At 61.2% G+C, this 14,655-nt stretch carries 15 protein-coding genes; all 15 read left to right on the top strand.

Going from position 1 to position 14,655, the window contains the following annotated elements; translation table 11 throughout:
• Positions 1–4 precede the first annotated feature (4 nt).
• Positions 5–1,711, top strand: coding sequence for an ATP-binding SpoIIE family protein phosphatase (locus F7R20_RS22090; RefSeq protein ID WP_003199095.1), 1,707 nt, complete (start codon positions 5–7; stop codon positions 1,709–1,711).
• 31 nt (positions 1,712–1,742) lie between these two features.
• Positions 1,743–2,087, top strand: a complete 345-nt coding sequence (locus F7R20_RS22085) for an Hpt domain-containing protein (protein ID WP_003199096.1) — start codon at positions 1,743–1,745, stop codon at positions 2,085–2,087.
• 88 nt (positions 2,088–2,175) lie between these two features.
• Positions 2,176–3,549: a flagellar hook-length control protein FliK gene (locus F7R20_RS22080; protein WP_003199099.1), complete on the top strand. Its 1,374-nt coding sequence runs from the start codon at positions 2,176–2,178 to the stop codon at positions 3,547–3,549.
• A 229-nt stretch (positions 3,550–3,778) separates the two neighbouring features.
• Positions 3,779–4,282, top strand: a complete 504-nt coding sequence (gene fliL / locus F7R20_RS22075) for a flagellar basal body-associated protein FliL (protein ID WP_003199102.1) — start codon at positions 3,779–3,781, stop codon at positions 4,280–4,282.
• 9 nt (positions 4,283–4,291) lie between these two features.
• A complete protein-coding gene (fliM, locus tag F7R20_RS22070; RefSeq protein ID WP_003199105.1) occupies positions 4,292–5,260 on the top strand; it encodes a flagellar motor switch protein FliM in 969 nt (322 codons plus the stop codon).
• Between the two features lie 71 nt (positions 5,261–5,331).
• Complete coding sequence (gene fliN / locus F7R20_RS22065; RefSeq protein WP_003199107.1) at positions 5,332–5,790, top strand: flagellar motor switch protein FliN; 459 nt, start codon at positions 5,332–5,334, stop codon at positions 5,788–5,790.
• A complete protein-coding gene (fliO, locus tag F7R20_RS22060; protein WP_003199109.1) occupies positions 5,791–6,228 on the top strand; it encodes a flagellar biosynthetic protein FliO in 438 nt (145 codons plus the stop codon). It abuts the gene before it with no gap.
• The gene (gene fliP / locus F7R20_RS22055) at positions 6,228–6,977 is read left to right on the top strand and encodes a flagellar type III secretion system pore protein FliP (protein ID WP_003199111.1); all 750 of its coding nucleotides are present in this window, start codon (positions 6,228–6,230) and stop codon (positions 6,975–6,977) included. Before fliO ends, fliP begins: the two co-directional genes overlap by 1 nt.
• Positions 6,978–7,000: 23 nt before the next feature.
• Positions 7,001–7,270: a flagellar biosynthesis protein FliQ gene (fliQ, locus tag F7R20_RS22050; RefSeq protein ID WP_003199113.1), complete on the top strand. Its 270-nt coding sequence runs from the start codon at positions 7,001–7,003 to the stop codon at positions 7,268–7,270.
• A 4-nt stretch (positions 7,271–7,274) separates the two neighbouring features.
• On the top strand, positions 7,275–8,057 hold the full coding sequence (gene fliR, locus F7R20_RS22045; protein ID WP_003199115.1) for a flagellar biosynthetic protein FliR: 783 nt from the start codon (positions 7,275–7,277) through the stop codon (positions 8,055–8,057).
• Positions 8,058–8,060: 3 nt separating this feature from the next.
• Positions 8,061–9,197, top strand: coding sequence for a flagellar biosynthesis protein FlhB (flhB, locus tag F7R20_RS22040; RefSeq protein ID WP_003199117.1), 1,137 nt, complete (start codon positions 8,061–8,063; stop codon positions 9,195–9,197).
• Between the two features lie 231 nt (positions 9,198–9,428).
• Entirely contained in the window at positions 9,429–11,558 is a 2,130-nt protein-coding gene (gene flhA / locus F7R20_RS22035) for a flagellar biosynthesis protein FlhA (protein WP_027912735.1), read from the top strand.
• Between the two features lie 11 nt (positions 11,559–11,569).
• On the top strand, positions 11,570–12,919 hold the full coding sequence (gene flhF / locus F7R20_RS22030) for a flagellar biosynthesis protein FlhF (protein WP_003199121.1): 1,350 nt from the start codon (positions 11,570–11,572) through the stop codon (positions 12,917–12,919).
• A 116-nt stretch (positions 12,920–13,035) separates the two neighbouring features.
• The gene (gene fleN / locus F7R20_RS22025) at positions 13,036–13,866 is read left to right on the top strand and encodes a flagellar synthesis regulator FleN (protein WP_003184001.1); all 831 of its coding nucleotides are present in this window, start codon (positions 13,036–13,038) and stop codon (positions 13,864–13,866) included.
• Positions 13,863–14,606, top strand: coding sequence for an RNA polymerase sigma factor FliA (fliA, locus tag F7R20_RS22020; protein ID WP_003199123.1), 744 nt, complete (start codon positions 13,863–13,865; stop codon positions 14,604–14,606). The genes fleN and fliA overlap by 4 nt, the downstream gene beginning before the upstream one ends.
• Positions 14,607–14,655 lie beyond the last annotated feature (49 nt).

Raw genomic sequence — 14,655 nt, 5'->3', positions numbered from 1 at the left:
CGCCATGCAATCGTCGTCGGAGTCGCTGACGGTCCTGATTGCCGAAGACAGTGCCGCTGACCGACTGCTGTTGTCGACCATCGTCCGCCGCCAGGGGCATCATGTGCTCACTGCGGCCGATGGCGCCGAAGCGGTTAACGTCTATCTGGAGCAGCGTCCTCACCTGGTGTTGATGGACGCGATGATGCCGGTGATGGACGGCTTTGAAGCCGCGCAGAAGATCAAGCAGTTGGCCGGGGACCAGTTGGTCCCGATCATTTTCCTCACCTCGTTGACTGAGGGCGAAGCCCTGGCCCGTTGCGTGGAAGCGGGCGGCGACGATTTCCTGGCCAAACCCTACAACCAAGTGATCCTGGCGGCCAAGATCAAGGCCATGGATCGCTTGCGTCGGTTGCAGGCCACGGTGGTGGAGCAGCGCGACCAGATTGCCCGGCACCATGACTACTTGCTCAACGAGCAACGGGTCGCCAAGGCCGTGTTCGACAAGATCGCCCACTCCGGCTGCCTGAGCGCGCCGAACATCCGTTACTTGCAATCGCCTTATGCCTTGTTCAACGGTGATCTGCTGTTGGCAGCGTTCAATCCGGCCGGCGACATGCACGTCCTGCTGGGGGATTTCACCGGCCACGGTTTGCCCGCGGCGGTCGGCGCGATGCCGCTGGCGGAAGTGTTCTACGGGATGACCGCCAAGGGCTACGGCCTGGCGCAGATCCTGCGTGAGATGAATGCCAAGCTCAAGCGCATCCTGCCCGTCGACATGTTCTGTTGCGCGACGTTGTTATGCCTGAGCTTCCAGCGTTGCACGGTAGAGATCTGGAACGGCGGCATGCCCGATGGATACCTGCATGACAGCCTCAGTGGCGTGCGTACGCCATTGCCGGCGCGGCACCTGCCGTTGGGCGTGCTCACACCTCAATTATTCGATGACCGCACCGAAGTGCATACCATGTCGCTGGGTGACCGGGTGTTCCTGTTGTCCGACGGTGTGATCGATACCACCGACGAAGACGAGCAACTGTTTGGCGTGGAACGGCTGCAACAGGTGTTCGCCGCCAACCGTGAACCCGACCTGCTGTTTGAAGACATCCAGCAGGCCTTGCGGGATTTTCGCGGTGAGTCGCGGGATGACTTCAGCATGGTCGAGTTGCGATTGGTCGCACCGACGCAACTCAATCCGCCGCCACCGGTCTATTCCGATAGCGGTCAGTCCAGCCCGCTGGATTGGTCGGTGAGCTTCGAGTTCCGGGCGCAGACGCTAAAACGCTTCAACCCGATGCCCTACTTGCTGCAATTGCTGCTTGAGGTCCATGGGCTCAGGGTGCAGAGTGGCGCCCTTTACAGCGTCATGTCGGAGCTGTATTCCAATGCCCTGGATCATGGGGTGCTGGGGCTCGACTCCAGTCTCAAGCGTGACGCGGCGGGTTTTGCCCGCTATTACAGGGAGCGCAATACGCGCCTGGATGAACTGAGCGACGGCTACGTGCGGGTGCACTTGCATGTCTCGCCAAACGGTGAGGGTGGGTGCCTGGCCATAGAGGTCGAGGACAGTGGCGAAGGCTTTGATGTCGCCAGGGTGCTGGCGCGTCCTGTGGACACTGATCGGTTGTCGGGGCGCGGCGTGAGCCTGGTACGCCAGTTGAGCCACCAAGCCAGTTGGTCAGACGATGGTCGTAGTGCGCGCGTGGAGTTTTTCTGGGAGGCTCCGGCATAATCGGCGCCATTCTTGATCAGGGAGCGAACAAGTGAACGAGATTCATCTGGACCGCGACGTGCTCAGCACGCTGAAGGAAGTCATGGAGGAGGGGTATCTGGAGTTGCTGGATACGTTTCTCAATGACTCGGAGGCTCGCCTGCGCGTGCTGCATGAGGCGCGGGACGCTGAAAAACTGAGCGCCACGGCCCACAGCTTCAAGGGTAGCAGCAGCAACATGGGCGCTATCCGCCTGGCCGAGCTGTGTGGCGAACTGGAGCAGCGTGCCAAACAGCCCTCATTGGGTGGTATCGAGAAACTGGTCAACGAAATCGACAGTGAATTCGCTCATGTTCGCAAGCTTTGCCGAGAAGAGCGCGAAGGCTTTCACTGCTGAGATTTGACGGTCGGGCAGACGTTGGCCCGTGCCTTGCATTACCTAGTCTCGACTGTACCTATGATTCCAGTGCAGCGGAGACCTTTATATGCCCGTTACCCCCAATACACTGCTTCAGGCCTCTGTCCAGGCCAAGCCCCAGGTCGCCGTCAATTCACCGGCAGTGGCCCCGGATCTCGGGGATAGAGCCTCCAGCTTCGCTCAAGTCTTCGCCAAGCAGGCGCCTGCCAAGGCAGCGGCGGCCCCTGAGCCACCGGTGAAATCGGCGCGCGACAACGCCTCCAGCAACACCGTCAAAAAAGACACCGGCAACCAAACCTCTGCCGCCTCGGAACCGACGGTTGCCGATAGCGGCAAACCCTTGCCCGCCGACAAACCGGCCAGCGCTGACGACAAGGCCGCCCGCGACGACAACGCTGACTCGGCTGAAACGCCAGTGGCGGATGCTGCACCCGTCGATCCGAGCCTTGATCCAGGATTGCTGCCCGACATGACGGTGCCGGTGGCGACAATCGCACCGGAACCTGCGCCTGTGGTCACGACCGAGGTTCAGGTCACCACGGCCGTCGCGGCACCGGTTGCCCCGCTGGTCACGCCGGCCCAGGCTGCGGTGGCCCCGGAGGTCGATCCAGCCTTTGACCCTGAAGCCGACCCGCTTGATGCGTTGCCAGCGTTGCGTTTGGCGATGGAGCAGGGCGGTCATGTTTCCGCCGCTAGCCAGGCGCAATCCAAGACTACTGCCCCGGCGTCGCTCGACGGTGAACCGACTTCGGCGCAGACCTTCGCCGCGGGCATGGCGAGCATGCTCACCGTGCAGGCCGATCAGAACAGTACCGAGTCCGGCAGTCAGGGCGGCGACAAGGCATTCGGCGGCTTGATCAGCGAGGGCCTCAAGGACCTCGGCGCCGCGTCCAGTGACACACGCGTGGACGATTTCGCCAACCGCCTGGCCGCACTGACCCAGGCTGCTACACCCAAGACCGCCAACGCGGTGCCGGTCAATCAACCTATCGCGATGAATCAGAGCGGTTGGACCGAGGAGGTGGTCAACCGGGTGATGTACCTGTCCAGCGTCAATCTCAAGGCGGCCGACATCCAGCTGCAACCCGCCGAACTCGGGCGCCTGGATATCCGGGTGAACATGGTTCCGGACCAGCAGACCCAGGTCACGTTCATGAGCGCCCACCCCGGCGTTCGCGAAGCCCTCGAAGGCCAGTTGCATCGCCTGCGGGACAGTTTTGCCCAGCAGGGCATGGGCCAGGTCGACGTCAGCGTGTCCGATCAATCCCGTGGCTCGCAGAACCAGGGGCAGCAGGCCCAGCAACAAGCCCAGGCCGGGCGCACGACGTCGTCCGGTGGGCGAGTGGACTCGGTGGATGAGCACCTGCCGGCCAGCGTTGCTGAAGTAGCGGCCAGTGCCACCAGCGTCATCGGCAGCAGCGCGGTCGACTACTACGCCTGACGCCTCAACACCCTCTGTGGGAGCGAGCTTGCTCGCGATAGCGGACTGTCAGTCACCCTTGTAGTGACAGATCCACTGCTATCGCGAGCAAGCTCGCTCCCACATTGCTTTTTGGGCGATCAAAGATTGCACCCGGCCCGCCATCTTCTCTCTTGCCACTTCTGGCATAACACTTGCTCCAGCCTTGCCGTGCAACAGTGAAAACCTCGATTAGTGACGGATTATTGGCATGGCGAAGAGTGAAGCAGCAGCTGTAAAAGACCCTGCAACCAAAGGCAAACTCAAGCTGATCATCATGATCGTGGTGGGTTTGCTCCTGGCGATCGGTGTGTCTGTGGGCGCAACCTGGTATTTCATGCACAGCGCTCAAAGCAAGCCGGCAGTCGCGGTCGAAGCTGCGCCAGTGGGCAAGCAGCCGGCGATTTTCGAACCGATGGCGCCAGCCTTCGTGGCCAACTACAACCAGAACGGTCGTCAACGCTACATGCAGGTGAGCATTACCCTGCTGGGTCGCAACCAGGCTGACCTGGAGGCGCTGCGGGTGCATATGCCACTGATCCGCAATAACCTGGTGATGCTGTTTTCCGGACAGAATTTCGACACCCTGGCCACTCCGGTCGGCCAGGAAATGTTGCGTCAGAAAGCCACGGCCAGCGTGCAGGAAGTCGCTCAGAAAGAGCTTGGCAAAGTGGTGATCGAACAGTTGCTCTTCACTAACTTCGTATTGCAGTAGGAACACGACATGGCCGTGCAGGACCTGCTGTCCCAGGACGAAATCGATGCGCTGTTGCATGGTGTCGACGACGGTCTGGTACAGACCGAAAACGCTGCTGAACCGGGCAGCGTCAAAAGCTACGACCTGACCAGCCAGGATCGCATCGTTCGCGGACGCATGCCGACCCTGGAAATGATCAACGAACGTTTCGCCCGTTACACCCGCATCAGCATGTTCAACATGCTGCGTCGCTCGGCCGACGTGGCCGTCGGTGGCGTGCAAGTGATGAAGTTCGGTGAGTACGTGCACTCGCTGTACGTACCCACCAGCCTCAACCTGGTGAAGATCAAGCCGTTGCGCGGCACCGCGTTGTTCATCCTGGACGCCAAATTGGTGTTCAAGCTGGTGGACAACTTCTTCGGTGGTGACGGCCGTCACGCCAAGATCGAAGGTCGGGAATTCACCCCGACCGAGCTGCGGGTGGTGCGCATGGTGCTGGAGCAGGCCTTCGTCGACTTGAAGGAAGCCTGGCAGGCGATCATGGAAGTGAACTTCGAGTACATCAACTCGGAAGTGAACCCGGCCATGGCCAACATCGTCGGCCCAAGCGAGGCCATAGTGGTCTCGACTTTCCACATCGAGCTCGATGGCGGTGGTGGCGACCTGCACGTGACCATGCCGTACTCGATGATCGAGCCGGTGCGTGAAATGCTCGACGCCGGTTTCCAGTCGGACCTCGACGACCAGGACGAACGCTGGATCAACGCTTTGCGCCAGGACGTGCTGGATGTCGACGTGCCGATCGGCGCTACAGTCGCTCGGCGCCAACTGCGTCTGCGTGACATCCTGCACATGCAGCCGGGGGACATCATCCCCGTCGAGATGCCGGAAGACATGGTCATGCGCGCCAATGGCGTGCCGGCCTTCAAGGTCAAGATGGGCTCTCACAAAGGCAACCTGGCGTTGCAGGTGATCGAGCCGATCGAACGCCGCTGAGCGGTGTCGAACACCTTAAGTTTGTAACGGATTTTTGCTTCTAACTGAATTTTGCCCGCCGAGGACACATGATGGCTGACGATATGAATACCCAGGATGACCAGGCGCTGGCCGATGAATGGGCTGCGGCCCTGGAAGAAACCGGCGATGCCGGGCAAGCCGACATCGACGCCTTGCTGGCGGCCGACACTGGCGCCCATGCGTCCAGCCGCCTGCAGATGGAAGAATTTGGCAGCGTGCCGAAGAGTCATGAACCGGTGACGCTCGATGGCCCGAATCTGGATGTGATTCTCGATATCCCGGTGTCGATTTCCATGGAAGTGGGCAGCACCGACATCAATATCCGCAACCTGCTGCAGCTCAACCAAGGCTCGGTGATCGAACTGGACCGCCTGGCCGGCGAGCCGCTCGATGTACTGGTCAACGGCACCTTGATCGCCCATGGCGAAGTGGTGGTGGTCAACGAGAAGTTCGGCATTCGCCTGACGGACGTGATCAGCCCGAGCGAACGCATCAAGAAGTTGCGCTAAGTGAAAGGTTTCTTCGCAGCAGCCGCGATGCTGCCGTTGAGTGTGCTGGCGGCCGAACCGGTTGCCACGGCCGCCGCCGCGCCGGCAGCAGGCAGTGGTGTCGCCGGGCAATTGGCGCAATTGGTGCTCGGCTTGCTGCTGGTGCTGGGCTTGATCTTCTTTCTCGCCTGGCTGTTGCGGCGTGTGCAGCAGGCGGGGCCGGCTGGCAAGGGGCAGGTCATCGACATCGTCGGTTCCCGCGCGCTCGGGCCACGCGACCGGCTGGTGCTGGTGCAGGTCGGCAATGAGCAGATCCTGCTGGGCCTGAGCCCGGGCACCATCACCGCCTTGCACGTCCTCAAGGAGCCGGTGCAGGTGCCTTCCGCCGAGCAGGCCAGCCCCGAATTTGCCCAGCGCCTCATGGAACTGTTGGGTAAAGACCAGAAGGATAAAAAGTAATGCCGTTGCGCATCCTGTTGGCATTGGCCCTGATGCTGGCCGCACCGTTGGCGTTCGCCGCCGATCCGCTGTCGATCCCGGCGATTACTCTCGGAACCAACGCCGAAGGGGCTCAGGAATACTCGGTCAGCCTGCAGATCCTGCTGATCATGACGGCGCTGAGTTTCATACCGGCGTTCGTCATGCTGATGACCAGCTTCACCCGGATCATCATTGTCTTTTCGATCCTGCGTCAGGCCCTGGGCCTGCAACAGACGCCCTCGAACCAGATCCTCACCGGCATGGCGCTGTTCCTGACCATGTTCATCATGGCGCCGGTGTTCGACCGGGTGAACCAGGATGCGTTGCAACCTTACCTGGCAGAAAAAATCACCGCCCAGGATGCCGTGGCCAAGGCTGAAGTGCCGATCAAGGATTTCATGCTGGCCCAGACTCGCAGCAGCGACCTGGAGCTGTTCATGCGCCTGTCCAAGCGCACCGATATCCCCAGTGCCGATCAGGCGCCGCTGACCATCCTGGTGCCGGCGTTCGTGACGTCCGAGCTCAAGACCGCTTTCCAGATTGGCTTCATGATTTTCATCCCTTTCCTGATCATTGACCTGGTGGTCGCCAGTATCCTGATGGCCATGGGCATGATGATGCTCTCTCCGTTGATCATTTCCCTGCCGTTCAAGATCATGTTGTTTGTGCTGGTGGATGGCTGGGCGCTGATTATCGGTACCCTGGCGGGCAGTTTCGGCGGTGTTTAGGCCTTTTGTGCGGGTAGGACGATATGACGCCTGAAGTAGCGGTAGACCTGTTCCGTGAAGCGCTCTGGCTGACGACCACGATGGTCGCCATCCTGGTGATCCCCAGCCTGCTGGTGGGGTTGCTGGTGGCGATGTTCCAGGCCGCGACCCAGATCAACGAGCAGACCTTGAGCTTCCTGCCGCGCCTGTTGGTGATGTTGGTGACGCTGATCGTCGCCGGGCCCTGGCTGGTGCAAACCTTCATGGAATACATCCTGCAGTTGTACGGCAGTATTCCGCAGTTGATCGGCTGACCTCATGTCGATGCTCGCGCTGACGGACACCCAGATCAGTTCCTGGGTGGCATCGTTCGTCCTGCCACTGTTTCGCGTCACCGCGGTGCTCATGAGTATGCCGGTCTTCGGCACGACCCTGGTGCCCCGGCGCGTGCGCTTGTATTTCGCCCTGGCGATCACGGTGGTCATCGCGCCCGGGCTGCCGCCGATGCCATCGGTTCATGCGCTGGACCTCAGCGCACTGATGCTGGTGGCCGAGCAGATCCTCATCGGCACCTTGATGGGGTTCTCGCTGCAGCTGTTCTTCCAGGCGTTCGTGGTGGCCGGGCAAATCATTTCGATCCAGATGGGCATGGCCTTCGCGTCCATGGTCGACCCCACCAATGGCGTGACGACGGCAGTGATCGGTCAGTTCCTGACGATGCTGGTGACCCTGTTGTTCCTCGCCATGAACGGGCATCTGGTGGTGTTCGAAGTCTTGACCGAGAGTTTTACCACCATGCCGGTGGGCAGTGCGTTGCTGGTCAATCATTTCTGGGAAATCGCCGGCAAGCTCGGTTGGGTCCTGGGTGCGGCGATGGTGCTGGTATTGCCCGCGATCACTGCGTTGCTGGTGGTCAACATCGCCTTTGGCGTGATGACCCGGGCGGCGCCGCAGTTGAACATTTTCTCCATCGGTTTCCCGCTGATCCTCACGCTGGGCATGGTGATTTTCTGGATCAGCCTGGGGGATATCCTCAACCAGTATCAGCCGCTGGCCATCCAGGCCTTGCAACTGCTACGCGACATGGCACAGGCACGCTGAACCATGGCCGAGAGCGAGAGTGGCCAGGACAAGACAGAAGACCCCACGGAAAAGCGCCTGCGCGAATCCCGGGAAAAGGGTGAGACCGCCCGCTCCAAGGAGCTCAATACCCTGGCGGTGATGCTGGCCGGGGCGGGTGGGTTGCTGATTTATGGTGGCGGGTTGGCCCTGGACCTGCTGGAAATCATGCGGCTGAATTTCTCGCTGCCCCGTGAGGTGCTGCTCACGCCGGGGTCCATGGCCCAGTATCTGCTGCACTCAGGCAAAATCGCGATTCTGGCGATACAGCCGGTTCTGATCTTCCTGTTGCTGGCCGCTGTTATCGGCCCGATTTCCCTGGGCGGCTGGTTGTTCGCCGCCGGTAGCCTGGCCCCCAAATTCAGTCGGATGAACCCCGCCGCTGGTCTTAAGCGCATGTTTTCGACCTCGGCGCTGATGGAACTGCTCAAGGCTTTCGGGAAATTCCTGCTGGTTCTGTTTGTCGCGCTGACGGTGTTGCAGTCCGATATCGACGATCTGTTGCGCATCGCTCACGAGCCGCTGGAGCAGGCCATCATCCACAGTGTGCAGTTGGTGGGTTGGAGCACGTTGTGGATAGCCTGCGGCCTGATCCTGATCGCTGCCATCGACGTGCCGATCCAGCTGTATCAGAGCAAGCAGAAGCTGATGATGACCAAGCAGGAAGTGCGCGACGAGCACAAGGACTCGGAGGGCAAGCCGGAGGTCAAGCAGCGGATTCGCCAGTTGCAGCGCGAGGTGTCCCAGCGGCGGATGATGGCAGCGATCCCAGACGCCGATGTGGTCATCACCAACCCGACCCACTATGCCGTGGCGCTCAAGTACGACCCCGAGAAAGGCAACGCTCCCGTGTTGCTGGCCAAGGGCAGTGACTTCCTGGCGCTGAAGATCCGTGAGATCGCCGTGGCCAATGAGGTGATGCTGCTCGAGTCCCCGGCGCTGGCGCGGTCGATTTACTACTCCACCGAGCTCGACCAGGAAATCCCTGGCGGCCTGTACCTGGCCGTGGCCCAGGTGCTGGCCTACGTCTACCAGATCCGCCAGCACCGCGCCGGCAAGGGCAAACGCCCCGAACCGCTCAAGGACCTGCCGATCCCGCCGGATTTGCGGCGTGATTCCTGAGTCGGCTGGCACAAAACCCTGTGGGAGCGAGCTTGCTCGCGATTGCGCTGGTTCAGTCGACTATGGGTGTGACTGACAAATCGCTATCGCGAGCCAGCTCGCTCCCACAGGTCAGCGTCCCTTCAACCCCTCTATTTCAGCCTCCGACAAAAGTTGGAAGGCTTCTTGCAATACCCCGTCTGCGCCCCCTCCGGGCGTCAAAAGTTTGCTTCACAGGAACGGGGAATATTGGTGGATCGCTCTCAGTTATTCAGCACCGCGCGCAGTAATGTCGTAGACCTCAGCCGGGGTAATCTGGGCGTGCCGCTGTTGCTGCTGGTCATGCTCGCCATGATGATGCTGCCGGTGCCGCCGTTCCTGCTGGACGTGTTTTTCACGTTCAACATCGCCCTGTCGATCGTCGTGCTGCTGGTGTGCGTCTACGCCCTGCGGCCGCTGGATTTCGCCGTATTCCCGACCATCCTGCTGGTGGCCACGCTGTTGCGCCTGGCGCTGAACGTGGCGTCCACCCGGGTGGTCATGCTCCACGGCCAGGACGGTCACGCCGCCGCCGGTAAGGTGATCCAGGCCTTTGGTGAGGTGGTGATCGGCGGCAACTACGTGGTCGGTATCGTGGTTTTCGCCATCTTGATGATCATCAACTTCGTCGTGGTGACCAAGGGTGCCGGGCGGATTTCCGAGGTGAGCGCGCGTTTTACCCTCGATGCGATGCCCGGCAAGCAGATGGCGATCGACGCCGACCTCAACGCCGGCCTCATTGATCAGAGCCAGGCCAAGCTGCGTCGTCTGGAAGTGGCCCAGGAAGCCGAGTTCTACGGTTCCATGGACGGTGCCAGCAAATTCGTGCGCGGTGACGCCATCGCCGGCCTGTTGATTCTGTTCATCAACCTGATCGGCGGCATGGCTGTCGGTATCTTCCAGCACAACATGAGTTTTGGCGACGCTGGCAGGGTTTACGCCTTGTTGACCATCGGTGACGGTTTGGTGGCGCAATTGCCATCACTGTTGTTATCTACAGCGGCCGCGATCATGGTGACCCGTGCTTCGGGCTCCGAAGACATGGGCAAGCAGATCGGCCGGCAGATGTTCGCCTCGCCCAAGGCCCTGGCCGTTGCCGCCGGCCTGATGGCGGTGATGGGCCTGGTGCCGGGGATGCCCCACATTTCCTTCCTGAGCATGGCGGCCATGGCTGCAGGCGGAGCCTACCTGTTCTGGAAGAAGCAGAACGTGCAGAAAGTCCAGGCCCTGCAAGAGGTCAAGCGTCAGCAGGAACTGCTGCCGTCGCCGGCCCGCGCCATGGAAACCAAGGAGCTGGGCTGGGATGACGTGACGCCGATCGACATGATCGGCCTGGAAGTCGGTTACCGCCTGATTCCATTGGTCGACCGCAACCAGGGTGGGCAATTGCTGGCGCGGATCAAGGGGGTGCGCAAGAAGCTGTCCCAGGACCTGGGCTTCCTGATGCCGACCGTGCATATCCGCGATAACCTCGATCTGGCGCCGAGCGCCTACCGCCTGACGCTGATGGGGGTGATCCTGGCCGAAGCCGAGATCTACCCCGACCGCGAGCTGGCGATCAACCCCGGGCAGGTCTACGGCTCCCTCAATGGCATCACCGCCAAGGATCCGGCTTTCGGCCTGGAAGCGGTGTGGATCGAAATCAGCCAGCGGGCCCAGGCCCAGTCCCTCGGTTATACCGTGGTGGACGCCAGTACGGTGGTGGCGACCCACTTGAACCAGATCCTGTACAAGCACTCCAGCGAGCTGATTGGCCACGAAGAAGTCCAGCAACTCCTGCAAGTACTGGCCAAAGGCTCGCCGAAGCTGGCCGAAGAGCTGGTGCCGGGTGTGGTTTCGTTGTCGCAGTTGCTCAAGGTGCTGCAGGCGCTGTTGGCCGAACAGGTGCCCGTGCGCGACATACGCAGTATCGCCGAGGCTATCGCCAATAACGCCTCCAAGAGTCAAGATACCGCCGCCCTGGTGGCTGCGGTTCGGGTCGGCGTGTCCCGCGCAATCGTCCAAAGCATTGTAGGCACTGAGTCTGAGCTGCCTGTGATCACCTTGGAACCAAGGTTGGAACAGATATTGCTCAATAGTCTGCAGAAGGCAGGACAAGGCTCGGAAGAGGGTGTTCTGCTGGAGCCAAGCATGGCCGAGAAGCTGCAGCGTTCGCTGATCGAAGCAGCCCAGCGGCAAGAGATGCAAGGCCAGCCAGTGATCCTGCTGGTGGCCGGCCCGATTCGCGCGATGCTCTCGCGATTCGGGCGCCTCGCGGTCCCGGGGTTGCATGTGCTGGCGTACCAGGAAATACCGGACAACAAGCAAGTGACCATCGTTGCGACAGTAGGGCCCAACGGCTGAGGTAGTGGTTTATGCAAGTGAAGCGTTTTTTCGCCGCCGACATGCGTCAGGCCATGAAACTGGTTCGTGACGAGCTGGGCGCTGAAGCAGCCATCATTGGCAACCGTCGTATCGCCGGCGGTGTCGAGCTGACGGCGGCCCTGGATTACAAACTGTCTGCGCTGGCCCCGCGGGTTCCGAACATGGAACTCGAAGATGAGCTGCGCAAGACTCAATCGCGCATCGCCAGCGCCCAGGCCGAGCTGAGCCTGCGCAGCAGTGAAGGCGAGGCCGCGGCAGGCACCAATCGTCAATTGTTCGCCGGTCAGCCGCTGACGGCCGGCCTGCCGTTGACGGCTGCCGAACCGCTGATCGAGCAGGCCCACGCCGAACCGCGTCGTCCTGAGCCGGCGCCCGCGGCGCCTGCCCGGGGTGTCGATCCGCGCGCCCTGGACTCGATGCGCTTTGAACTCAACAGCCTGCGCGAGCTGATGGAAGTCCAGCTCGGCTCCCTGGCCTGGAACCAGCTGCAAGGCAGCCGTCCAGCCCAGGCCAACCTGTGGCGTCGCCTGCAACGCATCGGCCTGTCCGGCCCGTTGTCCCGGGACCTGCTGGCGCTGATCAATGGTATCGAAGAGCCTCGCCAGGCCTGGCGCATGTTGCTGGCGCACCTGGCGCGGATGATCGCGACCCCGGAAGTCGAGCCGCTGGAAGAAGGCGGGGTAATTGCCATGGTCGGTCCTGCCGGCATGGGCAAGACCACCACCCTGGCCAAGCTCGCCGCCCGTTATGTACTCAAGTACGGCGCCCAGAGCATTGCCCTGGTGAGCATGGACAGTTTCCGCATCGGTGCCCAGGAGCAACTCAAGACCCTCGGCCGGATCCTCAATGTGTCGGTGACCCATGTGGATCCGGGCCAGTCCCTGGCCCAGGCGCTGGAGCCGCTGCTGCGCAAACGCGTCGTGCTGATCGATACCGCAGGCCTGCAAGCCAGCGATCCAGCCCTGCGCATGCAGCTCGAAAGCCTGGCCGGACGCGGTATCAAGTCAAAAAATTATCTCGTGTTGGCAACCACCAGCCAGAAACAGGTTCTAACCGCCGCATACCACAGCTACAAACGCTGCGGGCTGGCCGGCTGCATCCTGACTAAGCTGGACGAAACGGCAAGCCTGGGCGAGGTGTTGAGCCTGGCGATCGGTCATGAATTACCGGTGGCCTACCTGACCGACGGGCCGCGGATCCCGGATGATTTGCATCTGCCGCGCCGTCATCAACTGGTCAGTCGTGCCGTGAGTGTGCAAATGCAGGAAGAACCCAGCGAAGAAGCCATGGCTGATATGTTCGCTGATATCTACCACAGCCCGACCAAGCAGGTCGGCTGAGGTAATCATGAATATTTTTTGTACCTACATCGATGGTCTGCCATGCATTGTTCCGTATGCGAACGCGCAGCCAGTAATGTGGCCTCCGTCTAAGTAAGACAAGGTAAAGAACGAACATGGGCAGCATGCATCCCGTACAGGTGATCGCGGTGACCGGCGGCAAAGGTGGCGTCGGGAAGACTAACGTGTCAGTGAACTTGTCCCTGGCTCTGGCAGAGCTTGGCCGACGGGTCATGCTGCTGGACGCCGACCTGGGCCTGGCGAACGTCGACGTGTTGTTGGGGCTTACACCCAAACGCACGCTGGCGGACGTGATTGAAGGGCGCTGTGAGCTGCGTGACGTGTTGTTGCAGGGGCCGGGCGGGATTCGCATCGTGCCGGCTGCCTCAGGCACCCAGAGCATGGTTCACCTGACCCCGGCCCAGCACGCGGGCCTGATCCAGGCTTTCAGCGACATCGGCGACAACCTCGATGTGCTGGTGATCGACACCGCAGCCGGTATCGGTGACTCGGTCGTCAGTTTCGTCCGCGCGGCCCAGGAAGTGCTGCTGGTGGTCTGCGACGAACCGACGTCCATCACCGACGCCTATGCCCTGATCAAGTTGCTTAACCGCGACTATGGCATGAACCGCTTTCGCGTCCTGGCCAACATGGCCCAGAGCCCGCAGGAAGGACGCAACCTGTTCGCCAAGTTGACAAAGGTCACGGATCGCTTCCTGGACGTCGCCCTACAATACGTCGGCGCAGTGCCTTACGACGAAAGCGTACGCAAGGCCGTCCAGAAGCAACGTGCCGTTTATGAAGCCTTTCCACGCTCCAAATGCGCGCTGGCGTTCAAGGCCATCGCCCAGAAGGTCGATACCTGGCCACTGCCGGCCAACCCTCGCGGGCATCTGGAATTTTTCGTCGAGCGTCTTGTGCAACAAACAGCAGGGCCCGTGCTATGACAGCCAGCGGTTACAACCATCTCTATAAAAAATCGGCACGGGACGCCCAATACGAATTGATCGAGCGTTACGCGCCACTGGTCAAGCGTATCGCCTATCACTTGCTGGCGCGGTTGCCGGCCAGTGTCCAGGTTGAAGACTTGATCCAGGCGGGCATGATCGGCCTGCTCGAAGTGTCGAACAAATACGACGCGAGCAAGGGCGCGAGTTTCGAGACGTATGCCGGTATTCGCATTCGCGGTGCCATGCTCGATGAAGTCCGCAAGGGCGATTGGGCGCCGCGTTCGGTACACCGCAATACCCGCATGGTCAGTGATGCAATTCGGGCAATTGAAGCTAAAACCGGGCGTGACGCTAAAGATCACGAGGTTGCGGCCGAACTCCAGTTGAGTCTCGACGATTATTACGGGATTTTGAACGATACCTTGGGCAGCCGCCTGTTCAGTTTCGACGACCTGTTGCAGGACGGCGAACATGAAGGGCTGCACGAGGATAACGCGAGTGCTCACATGGAGCCGTCGCGTGACCTGGAAGATGAACGTTTCCAGAGCGCGCTGGCGGAAGCGATTGCCAATTTGCCGGAGCGTGAGCGGCTGGTCTTGGCGCTGTACTACGACGAAGAGCTGAACCTCAAGGAAATCGGTGAGGTCCTGGGGGTCAGCGAATCGCGGGTCAGCCAGTTACACAGCCAGTGCGCGGCCCGTTTGCGGGGGCGTTTGGGGGAGTGGCGAGCGCGTTGACAGGCAGTGTGGGGACACTGCGAACGAGGCTGGCCTGGCAGGTGCTGTG

The organism is Pseudomonas brassicacearum subsp. brassicacearum (genome assembly GCF_008801605.1).
Lineage (GTDB): Bacteria > Pseudomonadota > Gammaproteobacteria > Pseudomonadales > Pseudomonadaceae > Aquipseudomonas > Aquipseudomonas brassicacearum.
This window is presented reverse-complemented; position numbering and strand designations above follow the sequence as displayed.

Coding starts and splice junctions, on each gene's coding strand:
- F7R20_RS22080 (WP_003199099.1), top strand. CDS start 2,176: ATGCCCGTTACCCCCAATACACTGCTTCAGGCCTCTGTCCAGGCCAAG.
- fliQ (WP_003199113.1), top strand. CDS start 7,001: ATGACGCCTGAAGTAGCGGTAGACCTGTTCCGTGAAGCGCTCTGGCTG.
- fliN (WP_003199107.1), top strand. CDS start 5,332: ATGGCTGACGATATGAATACCCAGGATGACCAGGCGCTGGCCGATGAA.
- fliA (WP_003199123.1), top strand. CDS start 13,863: ATGACAGCCAGCGGTTACAACCATCTCTATAAAAAATCGGCACGGGAC.
- fleN (WP_003184001.1), top strand. CDS start 13,036: ATGGGCAGCATGCATCCCGTACAGGTGATCGCGGTGACCGGCGGCAAA.
- F7R20_RS22090 (WP_003199095.1), top strand. CDS start 5: ATGCAATCGTCGTCGGAGTCGCTGACGGTCCTGATTGCCGAAGACAGT.
- flhF (WP_003199121.1), top strand. CDS start 11,570: ATGCAAGTGAAGCGTTTTTTCGCCGCCGACATGCGTCAGGCCATGAAA.
- fliP (WP_003199111.1), top strand. CDS start 6,228: ATGCCGTTGCGCATCCTGTTGGCATTGGCCCTGATGCTGGCCGCACCG.
- fliL (WP_003199102.1), top strand. CDS start 3,779: ATGGCGAAGAGTGAAGCAGCAGCTGTAAAAGACCCTGCAACCAAAGGC.
- fliM (WP_003199105.1), top strand. CDS start 4,292: ATGGCCGTGCAGGACCTGCTGTCCCAGGACGAAATCGATGCGCTGTTG.
- flhB (WP_003199117.1), top strand. CDS start 8,061: ATGGCCGAGAGCGAGAGTGGCCAGGACAAGACAGAAGACCCCACGGAA.
- fliR (WP_003199115.1), top strand. CDS start 7,275: ATGTCGATGCTCGCGCTGACGGACACCCAGATCAGTTCCTGGGTGGCA.